Genomic DNA, 20,407 nt, shown 5'->3' on the forward strand with positions numbered 1-20,407 from the left:
AATGACATTCAGGCTGGCTCCAACCGCGGCTTCGGAAGGGTTCCGGCTCGAGGCGCACGACACGGTCGGCTCCACCAATGCGCTGGCGCTGGAGCACGCGCGGGCCGGCGATCCGGGCAAGCTCTGGGTCGTCTCAAAAAAGCAGGAAGCCGGGCGTGGCCGCCGTGGCCGCGCCTGGGCGACGCCCGAAGGCAATCTGGCAGCGACGCTGCTGGTGATCACCAACACCGAGCTTCGGCTTGCCGCGACGCTCGGCTTCGTTGCCGGACTGGCGCTGGCCGACGCGCTCGACGCTGTCGTGCCGAAGGGCAGGATCGCGATCGGCCTCGATGGTGCGAGCCAAGGCAAGAACCGTTTCGAGCTGAAATGGCCGAACGATGTGCTTGCCTCGGGCGCCAAGCTCGCCGGCATCCTACTGGAATCGGCGATGCTGGAGGGGGGCCGTTCCGCAGTGGCTGTCGGCATCGGCGTCAATGTGGTGGCTTATCCCAGGGATTTGCCCTATCCAGCGACGTCGCTCAACGCGCTGGGGTCTGCTTGCGATGCCGAGACGCTGTTTCTGGCGCTGTCGGATGCATGGAGCGAGAATGCCCGGCTGTGGAACGAAGGGCGTGGGCTTGCCGCCGTCAGGCAGCGGTGGCTGGCGCGTGCGGCGGGGCTTGGCGGGCAGGTTGCTGTCAGAATTGACGGTAATGTGGTGCGCGGCACCTTCGAGACCATTGACGAGGACTGCCGTTTCGTGATCCGCGACGATGAAGGTTCGGTTCTGACGATCGCCGCCGGCGACGTGCATTTCGGCGCGGTTGCCTCGGCCGGCGGTTGACTGGCCAATACGTTTGACTGGCCTGTATTTGACCAGCTTGAATTTGACCGGCCCAAGAGTTTGACGGGCAAGGAAGGAAAGATCATGGCGAAAGCGGAAAACGCCGAACTTGTCTTCGTGCCGCTCGGCGGTGTCGGTGAGATCGGCATGAACTTCGCCCTCTACGGCTATGGCCCGGCCAATGCGCGCGAATGGATCGTCGTCGATGTCGGCGTCACCTTTCCCGATGCAACCCTGCCCGGCGTCGACCTGGTGCTGCCCGACACGCGCTTCATCGAGGAGAATGTCGCCAATCTGCGCGGGATCGTCATCACCCATGCGCATGAGGACCACTACGGTGCGCTGCACGACATCTGGCCGAAGCTCAAGGCGCCGGTGTGGATGACGCCGTTCAGCGCCGGCCTGCTGGAAGCCAAGCGGCAGGGCGAGCAAGGGGCGCCGAAAATTCCGGTGACGATCTACCGGGCCGGCGAGAAATTCACCGTCGGTCCGTTCGAGATCGAGGCCATCCCCGTCGCGCACTCCATTCCCGAGCCGATGTCGCTGGCGATCACCACTCCGGCCGGCGTCGTCATCCATACCGGCGACTGGAAGATCGATCCGGCGCCGACGGTGGGGCCGATGACCGACGAGTCACGCTTCCGCGCCTATGGCGACAAGGGCGTGCTGGCGCTGATCTGCGATTCCACCAATGCGTTGCGGGAAGGGGAATCGCCGTCCGAAGTGGCGGTGGGCGAGGGCATCAAGAGCGTCATCCAGAACGCCAAGGGCCGTGTCGCCGTCACCAGCTTCTCCTCCAATGTCGGGCGCATCGTCTCCATCGCCAAGGCAGCGCGGGATGCCGGCCGCCAGTGCCTGGTGCTTGGCCGCTCGATGAAGCGCGTCATCGATGTGGCTGATGAACTCGGCTATATGGACGGCTTGCCGGAATTCATCGCCGAGGAAGATTACGGCTTCATCCCGCGCGAAAACCTCGTCATCATCTGTACCGGCAGCCAGGGCGAGCCGCTTGCCGCACTCGCCAAGCTGTCGCGCGACGAGATGAAGTCGGTGGCGCTGACTGCCGGCGACACGGTGGTGTTTTCCTCGCGCACCATTCCCGGCAATGAGAAGGCGATCCTCGAGATCAAGAACCGCCTGATCGATCTCGGCATCAAGATCATTGAGGACGGCGATGCGCTGGTGCATGTCTCCGGTCATCCGCGCCGCAGCGAATTGCGCAAGATGTATGAATGGGTGCGGCCGCAGATCGGCGTTCCCGTGCATGGCGAGGCGGCGCATCTGGTGGCGCAGGGCTCGCTGATGTCGACGTCCGGCATCGGCCAGGTGGCGCAGGTGCGCGATGGCGACATGCTCAGGCTCTATCCGGGTGCGGCTGCGATCATCGACCAGGTGCCGTTCGGCCGCATCTACAAGGACGGAAGGCTGGTCGGCACCGACCAGGCGATGGGCATTCGCGACCGGCGCAAGCTGTCCTTCGCCGGCCACGTCGCCGTCAATGTCGTGCTCGACGACAAATACGAACTCGCCGGCGATCCCGATCTCGTCGCCATCGGCGTCGCCGAGGCCGATGGCAGCGGCGAGAGCCTGGAAGACCTGATGATCGATGCGGCAATCGGCGCCGTGGACTCCATCCCCCGCCAGCGCCGAAAAGACCTCGACCTGGTCCAGGAGGCGGTGCGGCGCGCGGTGCGCGGCGCGGCCAACGAAGCCTGGGGCAAGAAGCCGCTGGTGACGGTGTTCGTCACGCGGTAAGGGAATAGGGGAGTAGGGCAGTACGGCAGTAGGGGAGAAAGTAGTTTTCCCTACTCTCATACTGCCCTATTGCCTTACTGCCCTAAGGACGCAGTCAATGCTCGGACGCCTCAACCATGTCGCGCTTGCCGTGCCGGATCTGGCTGCGGCGGCGGCGGCCTATCGGGATACGCTTGGCGCCCGCGTGACCGCGCCGCAGGCGCTGCCGGAGCATGGCGTGACGGTGGTGTTCGTCGACGTCGGCAATACCAGGATCGAGTTGCTGGAGCCGCTCGGCGAAGGCTCGCCGATCGCGGCATTCCTCGAGAAGAATCCGTCCGGCGGCATGCACCATGTCTGCTACGAGGTTGACGACATTGTTGCGGCGCGCGACCGTCTCAAGGCCAGCGGCGCGCGCGTGCTGGGCGATGGCAATCCGAAGACCGGCGCGCATGGCAAACCTGTATTGTTTCTGCACCCCAAGGACTTTTTCGGCACGCTGGTCGAACTGGAGCAAGCATGAGCTGGGTCTCTTTCATCGCCCTGTTCTTCGCCACATGGTGGGTGGTGTTGTTCGCCGTCCTGCCGTTCAGCATGCGGACGCAGGACGAGGACCAGGATGTGACGCTGGGTACGGTTCCGAGCGCGCCGCGCGGACCGCATATGGTGCGCGCCGCACTGCGCACGACGATCGCCACACTGGTCCTGATGGGCATCTTCTACGGCATCACGAGAGGGCTTGGTCTCGGCATCGACGACATCCCGCACATCGTGCCGGATTTCAACCAGAGCCCAGCGCATTAGCCGGCTACCCAATGTCCTGCTATCCAAGACCTATGCCGACGCCCTGAAATCAAGCTCAGCCAGCAAGGTCAACCCAAGTAAAGGCCGTGGGCCGGATTTGGGCTGACGCAACGTCATGTAGTTTGGCAATCTGTCTTGCTAACCAAATGATTGCACAAAAAAAATGCAAGGCGCGAGGCCTTGCAATTTAAACGCGTCCGATCTGTTTCCGGTGTCCGGCGGCAGCGAGTTACCGCGCCTAGATCGCATCCTCCCAAGACTTTGACCGCGTAGGAGGGCAGATTTTTCTCCGCCCTCTCGGTTATCGGGGCACACTAGCCTAAGGCGGGTGAAAATGTCACGAAGAATTTTGCCCGGAAACAGGCAATCTCGTGCTGCAGTGCACAATAGTACGGCAGGCGTTGCTTGCGAAACGCCCAGCAAGCCGTGTGCGGCAATTGCGGCGTCTGTGCAGCGCCTGGGCCGGGTTTCCATTCCGCCATGAAATGGCTATGAAGCCGGGGCAAGCAAGCCTGCGCTGCGCCGATTCCGGCGCCGCCATCCTCTCTCACGGACCAGTTCATGCGTTTGTCGCGCTATTTCCTGCCCATCCTCAAAGAAAATCCGCGCGAGGCCGAGATCGTCTCGCATCGGCTGATGCTGCGCGCCGGCATGATCCGCCAGCAGGGGCAAGGCAGCTTCTCCTGGCTGCCGCTCGGCAAGCGGGTACTGGACAAGGTCTGCCGGATCATTCGCGAGGAGCAGAATCGCGCCGGCGCGCTCGAAATCCTGATGCCGACCATCCAATCGGCCGAGCTGTGGCGCGAAAGCGGCCGCTACGAAGACTACGGCAAGGAGATGCTGCGCATCAAGGACCGGCAAGATCGCGACATGCTCTACGGCCCGACCAACGAGGAGATGGTCACCGAGATCTTCCGCTCCTACGTCAAGTCCTACAAGGACCTGCCGCTCAACCTCTATCATATCCAGTGGAAGTTTCGCGACGAGGTGCGCCCGCGCTTTGGCGTCATGCGTTCGCGCGAATTCCTAATGAAGGACGCCTATTCCTTCGACCTCGATTATGAAGGCGCCAAGGCCGCTTATAACCGTATGTTCGTGTCCTATCTCAGGACGTTCACGCGCATGGGGCTGCAGGCGATCCCGATGCGCGCCGACACCGGGCCGATCGGCGGCGACCTCAGCCATGAGTTCATCATCCTGGCCGACACCGGCGAGAGCCAGGTGTTTTGCCATCGCGACTATCTCTCGCTTGATGTACCAGGGGCGAATACCGACTTTTCGAATGACGCCGAGATTGCCGAGATCGTCAAGACATGGACGACGCCCTATGCCGCCACCGACGAAATGCATGACGAGGCGGCATGGGAAAAGCTCTCCGAAGCCGACAAGGTCTCGGCGCGCGGCATCGAGGTTGGCCATATCTTCCATTTCGGCGACAAATATTCCAAGCCGATGGGCGCCAAGGTGACCGGGCCGGACGGCAAGGATCATTTCGTCTCTGGCGGTTCCTACGGCATCGGTCCGTCGCGGCTGGTCGCGGCGATTATCGAGGCCAGCCATGACGATAACGGCATCATCTGGCCGGAAGCGGTGGCGCCGTTCGACATCGGCCTGATCAACATGAAGGCTGGCGATGCCGAATGCGACCGCGTCTGCGGTGAGATGCATGCCGCCTTTGCCGCCGCCGGCAAGGAGGTGCTCTACGATGACACCGACCAGCGGCCGGGAGGCAAGTTCGCTACCGCCGACCTGATCGGACTTCCGTGGCAGGTGATCGTGGGGCCGCGCGGCGTCGCAGCCGGCGAGGTCGAGATCAAGAACCGCAGGACCGGCGAGCGCGAGACGCTGCCGATCGGCGACGTGAAAAAGCGTTTCGGTGCCGCCGCATGAACGAAGCGGCAGCAGCCAAACCTTCGGGGGCAGGACCCTTTTCCGGCTTTGAGCGTATGGTTGCGTGGCGCTATCTGCGCTCGCGCCGCAAGGAGACGGTGATCTCGGTCATCGCCTCGATCTCCTTCCTCGGCATCATGCTGGGCGTTGCCACGCTGATCGTCGTCATGGCGGTCATGAACGGCTTTCGCGCCGAACTGCTGACGCGCATCCTCGGCGTCAACGGGCACCTGATCGTGCAGCCGCTCGACATGCCGCTGGAGGACTATGCCCAGGTTGCCGGCCGCATCAACGGCGTGCCCGGCGTCAAATACGCCATTCCGCTGATCGACGGGCAGGTGCTGGCGCAAGGCAATGTCGGCGGCGGCACCGGCGCGCTGGTGCGCGGCATACGCGGCGAGGACCTCGGCAAGATCACCATCGTCGCCAACAACATCAAGGAGGGCTCGATCGTCGGCTTCGACACCGGCGAGGGCGTCGCCATCGGCAGCCGCATGGCCGAGAATCTCGGCCTTGTGCTTGGCGATACGATCACGCTGATCTCGCCCGAGGGCGACGTCACGCCGCTCGGCACGACGCCGCGCATGAAGGGCTATCCGGTCACCGCGATCTTCGAGGTCGGCATGTCGGAATATGACAGCTCCATCGTTTACATGCCGTTCTCGGAAGCGCAGCTTTATTTCAACATGGACGGCCGGGCGCAGACGATCGAGATCTACACCGACAATCCCGACAATATCGACGCGCTGAAGCCGAAGGTCGAAGAGGCGGCGCAGCGGCCGATCAGCCTTGTCGATTGGCGGCAACGCAACAAGACGTTCTTCGACGCGCTGCAGGTCGAGCGCAACGTCATGTTCATGATCCTGACGCTGATCGTGCTGGTGGCGGCGCTCAACATCATTTCGGGCCTGATCATGCTGGTGAAGGACAAGGGCCACGACATCGCCATCCTGCGCACCATGGGAGCGACGCGCGGCGCGATCCTGCGCATCTTCCTGATGACAGGCGCTGCGATCGGCGTTGTCGGCACCATCGCCGGCGTGCTGCTCGGTATCTTGATCTGCCTCAACGTCGAGCGCATCCGCCAGTTCTTCTCCTGGCTGGCCGACGAGCGGCTGTTCAATCCCGAGCTTTATTTCCTAAGCCAGCTGCCGGCCCGCATGGATGCCAGCGAGACGATCTCGGTCGTTCTCATGGCTTTGGCGCTGTCGTTCCTGGCGACACTGTTTCCGGCGTGGCGGGCGGCCAGGCTCGATCCGGTCGAAGCGCTGAGGTACGAATGATGGCCGAGGCCATTATCGAGCTGAAGAGCGTCGAACGGCACTATGTGCAGGGGCCGCGCAAGCTGACCATCCTGAACGGCGCCGATTTTTCGCTTAAGCGTGGCGAGATGGTGGCGCTGGTGGCGCCGTCGGGCACCGGCAAGTCGACGCTGCTCCACACCGCCGGGCTGCTGGAGCGGCCGGACGCCGGCGACGTGATCCTGGCGGGGCGCGCCTGCGGCCGGCTTTCCGACGATGAGCGCACGGCGATCCGCCGCAACGATGTCGGCTTCGTCTACCAGTTCCATCATTTGCTGCCTGAATTCTCGGCGCTGGAAAACATCATGATGCCGCAGCTGATAAAAGGGCTGGCGCGCAAGGAGGCGGCCGAGCGGGCGGCGCAATTGCTCGACTACATGCAGATCGGCAAGCGGGCGCAGCATCGCCCTTCCGAGCTCTCCGGCGGCGAGCAGCAGCGCGTCGCCATTGCGCGCGCCGTCGCCAACGCACCGCTGGTGCTTTTGGCCGACGAGCCGACCGGCAACCTCGACCCGGTGACTGCTTCCTATGTGTTCGAGGCGCTGGCAGCGCTGGTCCGGCAATCCGGCCTGGCGGCGCTGATCGCCACCCATAATCACGAGCTTGCCTCGCGCATGGATCGCCGCGTGACGCTTGCCGACGGCAAGGTCGTCCCGCTTTAGGGTGTGCTAAGACCGAGGTGATGCCGGCCTGCGAACTGGCGTGCGCCGTCCGCTATTTTTCGTGCGCGCTCTCGGCCCGAAACCGTCGGCAATCTGCCTCTCAACCCTTTCTTAACCCTGCCGAAATTGACCGCACGCAATTCCGGCCATGCCGGGATTGCGATCGTTGACATTCGAACAAAATTAGAACAAAATACGAACATACTAACAACGTGAGAGAGTTATGACCGATCTTGTTCAGGATGTCGTTTCGCTGGTGTGCATGAGCACGTTCCTCATTTCCATGGCAATCTGGATCGGCGCGATGTGAGGATGCGCTGAAAGACATGGCTCGAACGCTGACGACCCGTTCTTCGCGGAGGCGAGGGGCGCAGCGTAGGACTACGGTCTTCAGTGAGGTTCTGTCAGCCGACTTTGCGGGCCGCCTCGACCTGCAAAGGCGCTGCCGGGCCGAAGACATCTTCGAAGGCTGATTTCAGCGCCAGGTCGAGATCGGCCATTGTTACGGGAAGGCCGAGATCGATGAGGCTGGTGACGCCGTGATCCTGGACGCCGCACGGCACGATGCCGCTGAAATGGCCGAGATCCGGCTCGACATTGATGGCAATGCCGTGAAAGCTCACCCAGCGCCTCAGCCTGATGCCGATGGCAGCGATCTTGTCCTCGGCGACCGAGCCGTCGGGCAAAGCGGGGCGATCCGGCCGCACCACCCAGACGCCGACGCGGTCCTCGCGGCGTTCGCCGCGTACGTTGAAGGCGGCCAGCGTGCCGATGATCCATTGTTCGAGTGCCGCGACGAAGGCGCGGACATCCTCGCGCCGCCGCTTGAGGTCGAGCATGACATAGGCGACGCGCTGGCCCGGCCCATGATAGGTGTATTCGCCGCCGCGCCCGGCGGCAAAGACCGGGAAGCGGTCCGGCTCGATCAGGTCCTCGAAACGGGCGCTGGTGCCGGCGGTATAGAGCGGCGGATGCTCGACCAGCCAGACCATCTCGCCAGCCGCGCCGCTGCGGATTGCTTCGGCGCGCGCCTCCATCACGGCGAGCGCATCGGGATAGGCGGTGAGCCCGGGCTCAATGCGCCATTCGACCGGCGCCGAGCCGGGCGAGGGCAGGAACGACGTGGCGATCTGGCTGCGTTCTGTCATGATATCTCGTCTCGCCCCTCATATGGCGGCAATCGGTACAAACGTCCAGTTCCGGGCACGTTCGGCGCTTTGCAGAGTTAAGCCGATATCCGGCCGATTATTGCTGGCCGCGCACTTGTTTCACCGGAAACGATTTGCTACACGCCGCGGGCCGGTTCGTTCTGGCTCCTACCACGTGCGGTCGTGGCGGAATTGGTAGACGCGCAGCGTTGAGGTCGCTGTGGGGCAACCCGTGGAAGTTCGAGTCTTCTCGACCGCACCATTAAATTCGAAAGCGCCCCGTTGAGTTCGAGCACGGCAAAGAGCGTCTTTGTCAGGCGCGAGGCTTTTTTGCCTGCGATCGCGAGTTTGGCCGATGCGAAAACGCCATCGGCGCGTAGCCATATATGCGGTTTGCGTGGATAATTATTCGCGCACCAGGCGTCCGGTTGCCCACCAGATCACAGATACAGCAGCGATCGATACGTAGCCGTCCAGGGCATAGTGCCATCCAGTGTACACCGATCCGTACAGGATCAGGGCTGCAAACGCCCAACCCAGAGCGCCCAGCCAGAGATTGATCGAGGACAGCAAATAGGCGTTCAGTGCGGCAAAGGCGACATGCATGCTTGGCATGGCCGAGATGCCGCCGCCAAGGCTTGGCCGGCCACTCCGGTAAGCCATCAGGAGATATGCTGCGGGTTCCCGCACCATGTAATTATGGTCCAGTCTGTCCAAGGCGGCATTCAATCCGTGGAAGCGATCCACGCCAACAAACTGGTGGTAGTAAACCGGCCCGACCGATGCCAGCGCCAAAGCCAAGACAGTTCCGAGGATGCACAACGTCAGCGCTGCCGCGCTGAGATAGCGGATGCGCGCAATCTCGTCCGACCAGAGCGCCACGAAAAGGATGGTGCCGAACCACTGGTAGAACCAAATGACTTCATAGCTGTTGAAGACGACGAGCGACCACCCGTTGCTGTCGAGCTTATGGGCGATCTCCCACGGCGGCATCCCGTGCAACCATTCATCAGCGTCGGCTAACCAGTGGTCGGCATAGTATGGGACGACGGACGGGATGGCGATCTTGTAGGTGGAGAACGCGGTCAAGCTGGCAAAGAAGAACAGCAGCACCAACAGACAGCCGCGCCAGCGCCCTTGAACCAAATCCAGGGCGTAGCGAACCGGTTGCCGTCGGCCATGGATGAGCGCGGCACAACAGACGCCACCGATAAACAAGACCGGCATGCCAATAAGAAACTTGTGAGAATAGATTAGGGCTGATGTACGGAATACTTCTGGATATAGTGCAGATGCACCTAACACGTACATTGCCATAAACAAGGAGAGGCGCAATTGCCATATGGCTGAGGGCCTGTGGCGAGAGGCTTCCGTAGTTAGGGCCAAGCCAATTTACCCGTTCTTAATGTTTCGCCGGAGAGACATATACACCGATAAGGTAAAAACCTTGCCGTCAGGTTTACTTTTCCCCGGTGGTCGACACCTGCCGGCTCGCATGCGGTGGATTGATTCCCTGAGCAATCTTGCATCCGCATTGCTGTCCATGCCCCGCGCGAAGGAATTGCCCGGAGCCTCGGGGTCGAAAGGCCGGTGCTTAAACACGGGCCCGCCACTCCCTCGGTTGACCTATCATAAGTTTTAGATTATCATAAGTCATGGTTTATGATTACGCAGGAATGGTGGCCTTGGCCGATCCGACACGCCGCAAGGTGTTCGAGCTCATCGCCGATCGGCCGCGCTCGGTCATCGATCTGACGCGGGTGCTTCCGGTCTCGCAGCCGGCGGTATCGCAGCACCTCAAAGTGCTGAAGGAAGCCCGACTGGTCCGTGCCGAGCCCAAGGGCGCCAGCAATATCTATCATCTCGACCCGCATGGGCTCGGCGAGATGCGCGCCTGGCTCGATCGCATGTGGGGCGATGCGCTCGACGCCTTCAAACGGGAAGTCGACAACAGCAAGGAGAAGAGGAAATGACGACTATGATCAAGCCCGCACCGGTCAGGAAGTCGGTGACCGTGGAGGTGCCGCTCGACAAGGCATTCGATGTGTTCACGACAGGGTTCGGACGGTGGTGGCCGGCTTCGCACTCAATCGGCAAATCCGCCCTGACGACTGCGGTGATCGAACCGAAAGCCGGCGGCCGCTGGTACGAGATCGGCGAGGATGGGTCAGAATGCGATTGGGGCGAGGTTCTCGCCTGGGATCCGCCGTCGAGGCTGACGCTCGCCTGGCGTATCGGGGCCGACTGGCGCTACGATCCGGCATTGCTGACCGAGGTCGACATCCGCTTTGTCGCGCTCGGCGAGAATTCGACGCGGGTGGAACTCGAGCACCGGCTTCTGGAGAACATGGGCGAGACCGCAGAAGCAGCGCGCCAGGCCTTCGAATCGGAGCGTGGCTGGAGCGGTGTCCTTGGCGCCTACGCGGCTGAGGCCAAACGCTACGCTGCCTGATCGGCAGGCCTCTAAGCCCGATATCCAGCGAGGCCGTCGCACCGTTGGCCTCGCCTCATTCCCGGTGCAGCATATGCCGTTCTGCCCGACCACCGGGACTGTTGTTGTTGGGCGACCGATTCCCCGACCGGGGCACACCACACCTGGCGTTGTCGCGGACTGCCCGGCGGTTGGTCGGCGGCGATGGCAGAGCTGGATTACCGGTGCTTCTCGACGAAAGCCTTGCAGGCGGGTGACAACTGCTCGATCATGCTCTGAAGGTCGCATTTGCCGATCGGTGTCATTGGGCAAAGCCGTTTGTAGTCAGGCTTGCATTCCTTGCCCTGAAAAGATTTGAAGGCCTTTGCATCGGCGGTAATCGGGTTCAAAAGTATTCCCGAACAAACCAACGCAAGACTGGTAAACAGATACTTCCCCATAAACACCCTCCCTTTATTACCGGTAATTATAGAGATGCTAAATTAGAATCCTCTAATTATCAATCTTGAATTATCAATCTTGGGCAACCGGCAGCTCGCAAGGTCGCCTGATATCCGTCGGTTGCGCACAGAGAGGCCGATGCTCAAGCCAAATCGCGCCGCCGCTCCATCCTTGTGTTTGACCATGATCTTTTCGGAAAACCGGTTTCCACTTTTCAGGATCATGGTCTAGACCTGACAGGCACCTTATCCGGAAATCCGATGGCGGGAGGCGCTGGTGGAAGGCCAGGACGAACACATGACCGGCGCCAGGGCCGCTGAGGAGCGCCGCGCCGACATCTATGACGAGGACGGCGTCATCCTGTCGTCGTTTCTCACCCAGATCGGTGCCGCGATCGCCGATCGCGATACGCTGACGCTGAAGCGCGAAGTCGACGATCTGCACCAGTCGGAACTCGGCCACCTGCTCGAGGCGCTGCACCCGGAACAGCGCCGCGCCCTGGTCGAATTGCTGGGCAAGGATTTCGATTTTTCCGCGCTGACCGAGGTCGACGAGGCGATCAGGCGCGACATCGTCGACAATCTGCCCAATGCGCAGATCGCCCAGGCCGTGCAGGAGCTCGATTCCGACGATGCCGTCTACATCCTCGAGGACCTCGACCAGGAGGACCAGGACGAGATCCTGTCGCAACTGCCGTTCACCGAGCGGATCAGGCTGCGGCGCTCGCTCGACTATCCCGAAGAGACCGCCGGCCGCCGCATGCAGACGGAGTTCGTCGCGGTGCCGCCATTCTGGACGATCGGCCAGACCATCGACTACATGCGCGAGGACAACAACCTTCCCGACCGTTTCAGCCAGATCTTCGTCATCGATCCGAGCTTCAAGCTGCTCGGCGCCATCGACCTCGACCAGATCCTGCGCACCAAGCGCTCGGTCAAGGTCGAAGAGGTCATGCATGAGACCAGGCATGCCATCCCGGCCACCATGGACCAGGAGGAGGCGGCACGCGAATTCGAACAATACGATCTTCTGTCCGCTGCCGTCGTCGACGAGAACGAGCGGCTGGTCGGCGTGCTGACCATCGACGACGTCGTCGACGTCATCCAGCAGGAGGCCGAGGAAGATCTGCTGCGCATGGGCGGCGTCGGCGACGAAGAACTCTCGGACAGCATCCTTTCGACTTCGCGCTCGCGTGTGCCGTGGCTGCTGGTCAACCTTTTGACGGCCTTCCTCGCGGCTTCGGTGATCGGCCTGTTCGACCGCACCATCGAGCATATCGTGGCGTTGGCGGTGCTGATGCCTATCGTCGCCGGCATGGGCGGCAATGCCGGCTCGCAGACCATGACCGTCACGGTGCGGGCGCTGGCGACGAGGGACCTCGACATCTACAATGCCGGCCGCATCATCCGCCGCGAAATCGGGGTGGGCTTCATCAACGGCATCATCTTCGCCATTCTGATCGGCATCGTCGCGGCTGCCTGGTTCCACGATCGCAATCTCGGCGGCATCATCGCGGCGGCGATGATCATCAACATGTTCGTCGCGGCTCTGGCGGGCATCCTGATCCCGCTGCTGCTCGACCGCTTCAAGATCGACCCGGCTGTGGCTTCGGCGGTTTTCGTCACTACGGTCACCGATGTCGTCGGTTTCTTTGCCTTTCTCGGGCTTGCCACATGGTGGTTCGGCGTAGGCTGAACGGCACCTCAATTGACTTTTACGTAAATGCCATGCGAGGCTTTGAAAGGTGCCTTGTCCGCCGATTCTGGTACGCGCCTGGGCGCCGGCGGCGCCGGCCAGTTGGAACTCGCGGCGTGGCCGGGGCATTGGAGTGACGATGCGGGAATATTATTCGATCACGGAGCTGACCCGCGAATTCGACGTGTCGACGCGGACGTTACGCTTCTACGAGGACGAAGGGCTGGTGCAGCCGGTAAGGCGCGGCCGCACCCGGCTGTTCCGTCCGTCGGACCGGCATCTCATCCGGCAGATCATGCGCGGCAAGAGGCTCGGCTTCTCGATCAACGAGATCCGCGAAATCATCCAGATGTACAGGGAGCCGCCCGGCGAGGTTGGGCAACTCAAGCTGATGATCAAGCGCATCGAGGAAAAGCGCGAGGATCTTCGCCAGAAACGCCGCGACCTCGAGGAGACCCTGGCCGAGCTCGACCAGGCCGAGGAGTCCTGCGTCGAGCGGCTGGTTGAACTCGGCGTCACCACGTAAGCGCGGTGTCAGCCTCGGCTCAAATCCAGCGCCGCACCCTTTTGGCGTAGTCCCGGTACTTCTTGCCGAATTTGGCCGTCAGCACCTTCTCCTCGCTCTCGATCGTCAGCTTCTGCGTCAGGAACGCCGCGATGACCGCCAGCGGCAGGAACCAGGCGATCCCCGAGACAAAGGCGAGGCTGACCAGCAGCAATGTGTTGGCGAGGTAGATCGGATTGCGGCTGACGGCGAAGGGTCCGGTGGTCACCAGATGGTCCGGCACGCCGTTCGGGTTGAGCGTCGTCTTGGCGCGGATCATGGTGCGGATTGCCGTGAACCAGAGCGCGGCGACCGCCAACAGCCCCACAAGCCCGGCGGCGAACAGGATGTCGCCGAGAAGATCGCCGATCCACGGCAGTGGATAGAGAAACCCTAGCGCGACGCTGACGATGATGGCGGCGATATAGATCAGCGGCGGCCATGGGATGTGCCCCAGCTTCGGCTGCCCAGGATTTTGCTGCACGGGTTTCGGGTGACTGTCGCTCATTGCTGTCCTCCCTCGATTAGCGCGTTCTCGGTTCCGCCGCCTCGGTTTGGGCGGTACAGGTGCCGGCGAGCTCGCCAATATGCGCCTTCCACTCCGGGGACTGGTCGTTGCTGTAGAGCCGGTCAAGCGAGGCTTCGCCCTGGAGAGTGTCCAGCATGCAGGCACAATAGCTGGAGCAGAACTCGGTGTCGCGCGCCTGCTCGCAGGATATTTGGCAGGATTTCAGAAAGTTCACCTCCCTGCTTTCGACCCGCGCCGGCATGAATTGCGAAAACAGCCAGACCGAGCCGATCAGCAGCGGCTGATGGATCAGATAAAAGGCAAGGCTGTGCCGGCCGATGAAGACCAGCGGGTTTGCCCAGCGGCCTGGCGTCATGGCCGACAGCCGGGTCAGCACGCCGGAGGTGGCGGCGAGTTTGGTAACCGCGATGCCGGCAAGCACGGCGCCGAACCAGGGCAGCAGCGGAACATAGTCGTTGGAGTGCGGATTGGTCGCCGATAGACCGACCCACCACAAAGCCGGATGATCGAAGGCCTCGGATCTGAGGTAGAAGGGCGCCGCGATGACAAACGCCGCGACAAGCAGCGTCAGCAGCGCCGGCAGCCGCAGGAACGCCAGGCCGAGCAGGCTGGCGAGCGCGATCTCGTGCAATATGCCGAAAAAAATGAAGCCGTCGGGCGTGGCGATTCGGGTGACCAGCGATATTGCGAGAGCCGCCCCGGCAACCATGGCGAAGCGCTTCCAGAAGCCTGTCCAGCGGATTTTCTTGCCATGGGCGAGATAGAGGCTGACGCCGACCAGGAACAGGAAGCTCGAGGCGATGCAGCGCGCGTAGATTTTCCACCAGCCGAAGGCGGTGAGGCCGGGATCGGTGTAGCCGAAAAATTCGAGATCCCAGGTGAAATGATAGCTCGCCATGGCAAGCAAAGCGATGCCGCGTGCGATGTCGATGGCGGCGATGCGCTTCGCCTTCGGTAGATCCTGAACGGCGGTGGTCGGCGTGGCGATGCTCATCGGTCTCGCTGTCTTGGTTCAGCCCCGGCAAGACGACTATCACGGTTGCCACCGTCAAAAGAAGCAGTCCTCGCGTCGCGTTGGCGCGGGTCAGCATTAGAACTCGCTTTAGGCCAGAGCCGGAAAGCCTTTGGCCGGCTTCGCTTTTTGCCGTGAAGGCGTCGGTTTCCTGTTACCCGGCCAGGAATCGCCGCGGCAGATTTGTGCTCCAAACCCTGCTTTGGGCGATTCTGCTTCGGGGAAAGCAATGGCTACCCATGTGCGCCATCCTATCTGGCTTGCGGCCTTGCGGCCGGCGGATGCACGCACCTTCGCCTCGCTTTATGCGGTCGAATCGTTCGCGCGCGCCACCGTCTCCAGCGTCATCCCGATCCAGGCCTATGAGATCCTGCACAACGAGCAGATCGTCTCGATCCTCTACACGGTCGTGGCAATGCTCGGCCTCTCGGCGACGCTGTTCATGCCGATGTTGATCCGGCGCTTTGCCCGGCGCTGGGTCTATACCGCCGGTGCCTGCCTGCTGGCCGTCGGCTCGCTGTTCTTCGTCACTCATACGCTTGCTGGCCAAACGGTCGGCATGCTCTGCCGCGTCATCGGCGCCAGCGCGCTGGCGATCACGCTCAACCTCTACATCATGGACCACATCCGCAAGACCGATTTCATGCAGGCCGAGTCGCTGCGCATGGCGTGGTCGATGCTTGCCTGGACCGCCGGGCCGACGCTCGGCATTTTCCTCTACACGCGTTTCGGCATCTATGCCGCGCATAGCGCGGTGGCCGTCTTCGCCATGGCCCTGCTGGCGCTGTTCTGGACCTACCGGCTTGGCGACAACCCGTCGATCCGCCCGGGCAAGACGCGGCCGGTCAATCCGCTGGCCAATATCGGCCGCTTCGTCGCGCAGCCAAGGCTGAGGCTGGCCTGGCTGATCGCCTTCGGCCGTTCCTGCTTCTGGACGACGTTCTTTGTCTATGGGCCGCTGTTCATGGTGATCACCGGCGAGGGCGAGCTCGCCGGTGGCCTCTTGGTTTCGGCCGGCAATGCGCTTTTGTTCATGGCCATCTTCTGGGGCAGGGCGGGAAAGCGTTTCGGCGGCCGGCGCACCATGACGTTTGCCTATTTCGCCATGTCGGCGACGCTGCTGGCGGCCGGCGCCGTCGGCGAGGCCGCGCCGCTCGTCACCGGCGCGTTGCTGCTTTGCGGTGCCTTCTTCACCATCGCGCTCGATGCGCTGGGCTCGACCGCGTTCATGCGCTCGGTGCGCTCGTATGAGCGGGCGCAGATGGCGGCGGTCTACCGCACCTATCTCGACTTTTCCGAGCTGACGCCGCCGCTGGTCTATTCAGTGGTGCTGGCGTTCTTCGGCCTGGGCGCGGTTTTCGCGACGCTCGGCCTGCTGGCGGCGGTCTGCGGCTTCGTCACTTGGCGCTATCTGCCCAAATCGCTTTGATGTTCAAGCGCCGCATGCCGCTCGCGCACCCAGTTGTGGAAGCGGTGCAAATCATATTCCTCGGGCATCAGCACGCCGGCCTTATGGCGCATCGAGCGCAGGCCCTTCTGGTTGACCTCGCAGATATCAGCGTCTTCCTCCAGCACCTGGGTACCGAAGGCGACGATGTTGTCGATATCCGCAGCCGGATCGACGAGCGCTTCGGGCGAAAAAAGCCATTCGGCGGTGAGTTCGGTCTGCTCCGGCCCAAGCGGCACCAGCCGCACGGTCCTGACATAGTCGACATGGCCGACGACGAACATCGACGGCAAGTTGGTGGCATAGGTCTGCCCGGCAGCACGCTCGGCCGGCGTCAGGCTCGAAAAGACCGAGCCGTGGACGCGCCCGTCGCGCGACCAGGTTTCGGCCCCGGCCCGCAAGCCGCCGGCAAATTCCGGCGCGTCATTGTCGGCGTGGCGCGCCCATTCGGGGTCGTCGTGCCGGCCCATCAGGCCGCGGCCATAGATCGGCACCAGCCGCGACAGGTCCTTGTGGACGCCAGGGCAGTGCAGGCACTCGTTGAAGTTCTCCCAAAATATCTTCCAGTTGCAGTTCATAACCTTGCGCAGCACATGGCCGCTCAGCAGCGTTTCCAGCGGCCAGTTGGCGAGGTTGCCGGATGCCGGATCGAAGGATGTTTCAGCCGAACCGGCAGCGTCTTGCGCGAGGTTGACGAAAACGAAACCGCGCCACACCGAAAGCGCGACGCGGTAGAGCGGATGATCGGCCTTGTCGAAACCGTCCGGCAGCGATTTCGACGGCACGCGCACCAGATCGCCGCGCAGCGAATAGGACCAGGCGTGGTAGGGGCAGGTGATGAGCCGCGCCCTCAGCCGTCCTTCGCTCTGCTGGCAAAGCTGCGAGCCGCGATGCCGGCAGGTGTTGTGAAAGGCGCGCAATTCGCCGGTCTCGTCGCGCAGCACGACGATCTCCTGCGTGCCTATGCGAAACGTCCTGAATGCCAGCGGCTGGGCAAGGTCGGCCTCGCGGCAGACCAGCAGCCAGTTGCGATACCAGATGGCCTCGAGATCGCGCTGATAGCCTGCGATGTCCCAATAGGCCGATGACGGCAGCGTCGGCTCGGCCCGCGTCAGGTCGTTATAGGGACCGCGCTCATTCGGGCTGGGTTGCATGCCGGCTTCCTCCCATCCGCCAGCCGACACCCGGCTGTGAGAATTGTCAATTGCGGCGCCGGCCGGCGAGCTTGGCGAGGCGGCGCATTCGCCACACGATCCGGCGGAATTTGGTTTGCCGGGCGCGGCGATTCTGCCTATAGTCGCTGATGTCGTCGGTTCCGTTTGGAACCAAGAGGGAATGCGGTGCGGGCGAAATTCTTGCCCAATGCCGTGGCTGCCCCCGCAACTGTGTGCGGTAGTCCTCTCCATATGCCACTGAAGATTTTCTTCGGGAAGGTGGGGAAGGGCGCTGATCCGCGAGCCAGGAGACCTGCCGGCGACAGGAAACTGACTTCTATGCCCTCGGGTGGAGGGCGAAAGGACAAGACATGAATACCGCTTCCGTCTCGCTCGGCGCTTCCGTCTCCTCGCAGTCGCGTTTCATGCAGCTGGCGCTTGCTGCATTCCTCGGCATTTTCGTCATGGGCTTTGTCGGCTTCTCGCACATCGATGCGGTCCACAATGCCGCCCACGACTATCGCCATTCGATGGGCTTTCCCTGCCACTGACAAGGGGCTGACATCATGACACTGGTTCGCAACGTCGTGTTCATCGCGGCGATCGCAGGGCTCGTGGCCGGCGTCGTTCTCGCCTGCATGCAGGTCTATGCCACGGTGCCGCTGATCCTGAAGGCGGAAGTCTACGAACAGGCCGGCGGCGGCCATGACCATGCCGCCGCACCTGCGGCACCGGCCGCCACGGGCACGATGGCTATGAGCAGCGCCGCGCCGGCACCGGCTGAAGCAATGGCTCCGGCTGAGGACGAAGGCTGGGCGCCGGCCGACGGTTTCGAACGCTTTGCCTTCAGCGTCGTTGCCAATATCGTCACCGGTATCGGCTTCGCGTTGGTCCTGGTTGCGGTTTCGGAGTTCGCCGGCGGCATCGGCAATTGGCGCCAGGGCCTGTTCTGGGGGCTTGCCGGCTTTGCCGTGTTCACGCTGGCGCCGGGCCTCGGCCTGCCGCCGGAATTGCCGGCAATGCCGGCGGCCGACCTTGTCCAACGCCAGATCTGGTGGTGGGCAACGGTGGTGGCGACCGCCGCCGGTCTCGGCCTGCTCGCCTTCCGCAGATCGCTGCCGCTGGCGGTCCTTGCCGTGGCGTTGATCGTGGCGCCGCATATTGTCGGCGCGCCGCAGCCCGGCAGCTTCGAGACGACAATCCCGGAAGGCCTGCATCATCAGTTCGTGGTGGCGGTGACGCTGACCAATCTGGTGTTCTGGCTGGTGCTCGGCGCGGTCGTCGGCGTGGTGCGCGGCCGCTTCACCGGCACGGCGACCAGCCTGCGCGACAGCTTTGCCTGACCGCGCTGCCGGGGCGCTGACCCTGATCATCGGCGGTGCGCGCTCCGGCAAGAGCGTGCATGCCGAGAGGCTGGTGAGTGCCTGTCCGGCGCCATGGAGCTATATCGCGACGGCGCAAGCCTATGACGAGGAGATGCGCGAACGGATCGCGCTGCACCGCTCGCGCCGCAGCGCCGGCTGGACGACCATCGAGGCGCCGCTCGACCTTGCCGGCGCGATCGAGGCACTGCCTGACGGCCAGCCGGTGCTGATCGATTGCCTGACGCTGTGGCTGACCAACCATATGCTGGCCGAACATGATGTCGAGGCCGAATGCCGAAGGCTGGCAGATGTGCTGTCGCGGCCGCGTGGACCCTGGTTCGTGGTGTCCAACGAGGTCGGCCAGGGCATCGTGCCGGAGAATGCGCTGGCAAGACGGTTTCGCGACGCGGCCGGCCGGTTGAACCAGGACGTTGCCGCCGTCGCTGACACCGTGCTTTTGATGGTGGCGGGGCTGCCGCTCAGGGTGAAATGACATGGCTGATACCGACCACATCGATCCCAAGGACGAGAAACGCCACCGCGCGAAGATGGCCAAGCGCAAGGCGGTGCAGGACGCCGAGGTTGCAGCCAAGACGGTCGAGAAAGGGCTGTTGATCGTCAACACCGGTCCGGGCAAGGGCAAGACCACGGCCGCCTTCGGGCTGGCGCTCAGAATGCTCGGCTACGGCAAGCGCGTCGGCGTCGTCCAGTTCATCAAAGGCAAATGGCACACCGGCGAGAAGGATGCTTTTGCCTGCTTCGGCGACCGCGTCGTCTGGCACGCCATGGGCGAGGGCTTTACCTGGGAAACGCAGGACCTGAAGCGCGACATCGCGGCCGCTGAGGCCGCCTGGGCCAAGGCGCTCGAGCTGATGGCCGAGCCGTCGATCAGCCTGGTGGTGCTCGACGAACTCAACATCGCGTTGCGCTACGATTATCTCGACCTCGAAAAGGTGGTCGCAGCGCTGAAGGCGCGTCGCGAGGGCCTGCATGTCGTCGTCACCGGCCGCAATGCCAAGCCGGTATTGGTCGAGGCAGCCGATCTGGTCACCGAGATGGGCGTGACCAAGCACCACTTCTCCGCCGGCGTGAAGGCGCAGCAAGGGATAGAGTTCTGAGGGGTTTGGCGATCGGGGAAGGGCGTTTCGGAGCAGGCGGCGCCGGCGAAGCTGCCGATCTCCCCCCTTGTGGGGGAGATGCCCGGCAGGGGCAAAGGGGGGCACTGTCCCTCGGCCTGTCAGTCGGAGACAACTACGTCGTCAGACCGTCATTAGCAGGTGAACGGTCAAGAGGCTGGCGATCCTTCGCGCCCCCCTCTGTCCTGCCGGACATCTCCCCCGCGAGGGGGGAGATTGGATGGCGCTTCGGATTTCGCCAACCTCGAACGTCAAAGGCAGGGAATGAGAAGCGCAAAGCTGGGGCGATTAT

The 20,407-nt window shown here is 63.0% G+C and carries 22 protein-coding genes, 1 tRNA gene and 1 riboswitch; of the genes, 17 read left to right on the plus strand and 6 right to left on the minus strand.

What is annotated here, in order from left to right:
• The first annotated feature begins 1 nt into the window (after position 1).
• From NKH71_RS02185 to NKH71_RS02215, 7 genes are all read left to right on the plus strand, one after another.
• On the plus strand, positions 2 to 823 hold the full coding sequence (locus tag NKH71_RS02185) for a biotin--[acetyl-CoA-carboxylase] ligase (protein WP_023720736.1): 822 nt from the start codon (positions 2 to 4) through the stop codon (positions 821 to 823).
• Positions 824 to 907: 84 nt separating this feature from the next.
• Positions 908 to 2,578 carry a ribonuclease J gene (locus NKH71_RS02190; protein ID WP_023720735.1) on the plus strand — a complete coding sequence of 557 codons (1,671 nt, stop codon included), beginning with the start codon at positions 908 to 910 and terminating at the stop codon, positions 2,576 to 2,578.
• A 97-nt stretch (positions 2,579 to 2,675) separates the two neighbouring features.
• Positions 2,676 to 3,080, plus strand: coding sequence for a methylmalonyl-CoA epimerase (gene mce / locus NKH71_RS02195; RefSeq protein WP_352483057.1), 405 nt, complete (start codon positions 2,676 to 2,678; stop codon positions 3,078 to 3,080).
• Complete coding sequence (locus NKH71_RS02200) at positions 3,077 to 3,361, plus strand: DUF1467 family protein (RefSeq protein WP_023720733.1); 285 nt, start codon at positions 3,077 to 3,079, stop codon at positions 3,359 to 3,361. Before mce ends, NKH71_RS02200 begins: the two co-directional genes overlap by 4 nt.
• Before the next feature lie 561 nt (positions 3,362 to 3,922).
• The gene (gene proS, locus NKH71_RS02205; protein WP_352483058.1) at positions 3,923 to 5,251 is read left to right on the plus strand and encodes a proline--tRNA ligase; all 1,329 of its coding nucleotides are present in this window, start codon (positions 3,923 to 3,925) and stop codon (positions 5,249 to 5,251) included.
• On the plus strand, positions 5,248 to 6,534 hold the full coding sequence (locus NKH71_RS02210; RefSeq protein ID WP_352483059.1) for a lipoprotein-releasing ABC transporter permease subunit: 1,287 nt from the start codon (positions 5,248 to 5,250) through the stop codon (positions 6,532 to 6,534). The genes proS and NKH71_RS02210 overlap by 4 nt, the downstream gene beginning before the upstream one ends.
• Positions 6,531 to 7,214, plus strand: coding sequence for an ABC transporter ATP-binding protein (locus NKH71_RS02215; RefSeq protein ID WP_023720730.1), 684 nt, complete (start codon positions 6,531 to 6,533; stop codon positions 7,212 to 7,214). The genes NKH71_RS02210 and NKH71_RS02215 overlap by 4 nt, the downstream gene beginning before the upstream one ends.
• A gap of 404 nt (positions 7,215 to 7,618) precedes the next feature.
• Here the strand turns inward: NKH71_RS02215 and lipB are convergent, their stop codons facing one another.
• Positions 7,619 to 8,362: a lipoyl(octanoyl) transferase LipB gene (gene lipB / locus NKH71_RS02220; protein WP_352483062.1), complete on the minus strand. Its 744-nt coding sequence runs from the start codon at positions 8,360 to 8,362 to the stop codon at positions 7,619 to 7,621.
• A 177-nt stretch (positions 8,363 to 8,539) separates the two neighbouring features.
• Between lipB and NKH71_RS02225 the strand changes: the two genes are divergently transcribed.
• Positions 8,540 to 8,624, plus strand: a tRNA-Leu gene (locus tag NKH71_RS02225).
• 143 nt (positions 8,625 to 8,767) lie between these two features.
• On the opposite strand, the gene NKH71_RS02230 is transcribed toward NKH71_RS02225, so the two are convergent.
• Complete coding sequence (locus NKH71_RS02230; RefSeq protein WP_023720728.1) at positions 8,768 to 9,589, minus strand: phosphatase PAP2 family protein; 822 nt, start codon at positions 9,587 to 9,589, stop codon at positions 8,768 to 8,770.
• Between the two features lie 428 nt (positions 9,590 to 10,017).
• Here NKH71_RS02230 and NKH71_RS02235 point away from each other — a divergent pair, with 428 nt between their 5' ends.
• Both NKH71_RS02235 and NKH71_RS02240 read left to right on the plus strand, forming a co-directional pair.
• A complete protein-coding gene (locus NKH71_RS02235) occupies positions 10,018 to 10,335 on the plus strand; it encodes an ArsR/SmtB family transcription factor (RefSeq protein ID WP_023720727.1) in 318 nt (105 codons plus the stop codon).
• Positions 10,332 to 10,814 carry an SRPBCC family protein gene (locus NKH71_RS02240; RefSeq protein ID WP_031194498.1) on the plus strand — a complete coding sequence of 161 codons (483 nt, stop codon included), beginning with the start codon at positions 10,332 to 10,334 and terminating at the stop codon, positions 10,812 to 10,814. The genes NKH71_RS02235 and NKH71_RS02240 overlap by 4 nt, the downstream gene beginning before the upstream one ends.
• Before the next feature lie 197 nt (positions 10,815 to 11,011).
• On the opposite strand, the gene NKH71_RS02245 is transcribed toward NKH71_RS02240, so the two are convergent.
• A complete protein-coding gene (locus NKH71_RS02245) occupies positions 11,012 to 11,233 on the minus strand; it encodes a hypothetical protein (RefSeq protein WP_156948157.1) in 222 nt (73 codons plus the stop codon).
• Between the two features lie 277 nt (positions 11,234 to 11,510).
• On the opposite strand from NKH71_RS02245, the gene mgtE reads away from it, so the two are divergent.
• On the plus strand, positions 11,511 to 12,929 hold the full coding sequence (gene mgtE, locus NKH71_RS02250; RefSeq protein ID WP_023720724.1) for a magnesium transporter: 1,419 nt from the start codon (positions 11,511 to 11,513) through the stop codon (positions 12,927 to 12,929).
• Between the two features lie 139 nt (positions 12,930 to 13,068).
• Complete coding sequence (locus NKH71_RS02255; RefSeq protein WP_023676566.1) at positions 13,069 to 13,455, plus strand: MerR family transcriptional regulator; 387 nt, start codon at positions 13,069 to 13,071, stop codon at positions 13,453 to 13,455.
• 19 nt (positions 13,456 to 13,474) lie between these two features.
• Here the strand turns inward: NKH71_RS02255 and NKH71_RS02260 are convergent, their stop codons facing one another.
• Together NKH71_RS02260 and NKH71_RS02265 are read right to left on the minus strand one after the other, a co-directional pair.
• The gene (locus tag NKH71_RS02260; RefSeq protein WP_023720723.1) at positions 13,475 to 13,981 is read right to left on the minus strand and encodes a methyltransferase family protein; all 507 of its coding nucleotides are present in this window, start codon (positions 13,979 to 13,981) and stop codon (positions 13,475 to 13,477) included.
• 16 nt (positions 13,982 to 13,997) lie between these two features.
• Complete coding sequence (locus NKH71_RS02265; protein WP_352547084.1) at positions 13,998 to 14,996, minus strand: heparan-alpha-glucosaminide N-acetyltransferase; 999 nt, start codon at positions 14,994 to 14,996, stop codon at positions 13,998 to 14,000.
• 247 nt (positions 14,997 to 15,243) lie between these two features.
• On the opposite strand from NKH71_RS02265, the gene NKH71_RS02270 reads away from it, so the two are divergent.
• Entirely contained in the window at positions 15,244 to 16,443 is a 1,200-nt protein-coding gene (locus NKH71_RS02270; protein ID WP_023720721.1) for an MFS transporter, read from the plus strand.
• On the opposite strand, the gene NKH71_RS02275 is transcribed toward NKH71_RS02270, so the two are convergent.
• Positions 16,422 to 17,615, minus strand: coding sequence for an aromatic ring-hydroxylating oxygenase subunit alpha (locus NKH71_RS02275; protein ID WP_352894219.1), 1,194 nt, complete (start codon positions 17,613 to 17,615; stop codon positions 16,422 to 16,424). The two genes, NKH71_RS02270 and NKH71_RS02275, sit on opposite strands and share 22 nt — an antisense overlap.
• A 139-nt stretch (positions 17,616 to 17,754) precedes the next feature.
• Positions 17,755 to 17,950, plus strand: a riboswitch (cobalamin riboswitch).
• A 36-nt stretch (positions 17,951 to 17,986) separates the two neighbouring features.
• Here NKH71_RS02275 and NKH71_RS02280 point away from each other — a divergent pair.
• From NKH71_RS02280 to cobO, 4 genes are read left to right on the plus strand one after another with little or no spacing between them, the layout of a single operon-like run.
• A complete protein-coding gene (locus tag NKH71_RS02280; protein WP_023720718.1) occupies positions 17,987 to 18,166 on the plus strand; it encodes a CbtB domain-containing protein in 180 nt (59 codons plus the stop codon).
• Between the two features lie 15 nt (positions 18,167 to 18,181).
• Positions 18,182 to 18,958, plus strand: a complete 777-nt coding sequence (locus tag NKH71_RS02285) for a CbtA family protein (protein WP_352894221.1) — start codon at positions 18,182 to 18,184, stop codon at positions 18,956 to 18,958.
• Positions 18,951 to 19,472 carry a bifunctional adenosylcobinamide kinase/adenosylcobinamide-phosphate guanylyltransferase gene (gene cobU, locus NKH71_RS02290; protein WP_352483069.1) on the plus strand — a complete coding sequence of 174 codons (522 nt, stop codon included), beginning with the start codon at positions 18,951 to 18,953 and terminating at the stop codon, positions 19,470 to 19,472. The genes NKH71_RS02285 and cobU overlap by 8 nt, the downstream gene beginning before the upstream one ends.
• Position 19,473: 1 nt before the next feature.
• Entirely contained in the window at positions 19,474 to 20,097 is a 624-nt protein-coding gene (gene cobO, locus NKH71_RS02295; RefSeq protein ID WP_352590121.1) for a cob(I)yrinic acid a,c-diamide adenosyltransferase, read from the plus strand.
• The last annotated feature ends 310 nt before the right edge of the window (positions 20,098 to 20,407 follow it).

Source organism: Mesorhizobium sp. M0983 (genome assembly GCF_040318975.1).
Lineage (GTDB): Bacteria > Pseudomonadota > Alphaproteobacteria > Rhizobiales > Rhizobiaceae > Mesorhizobium.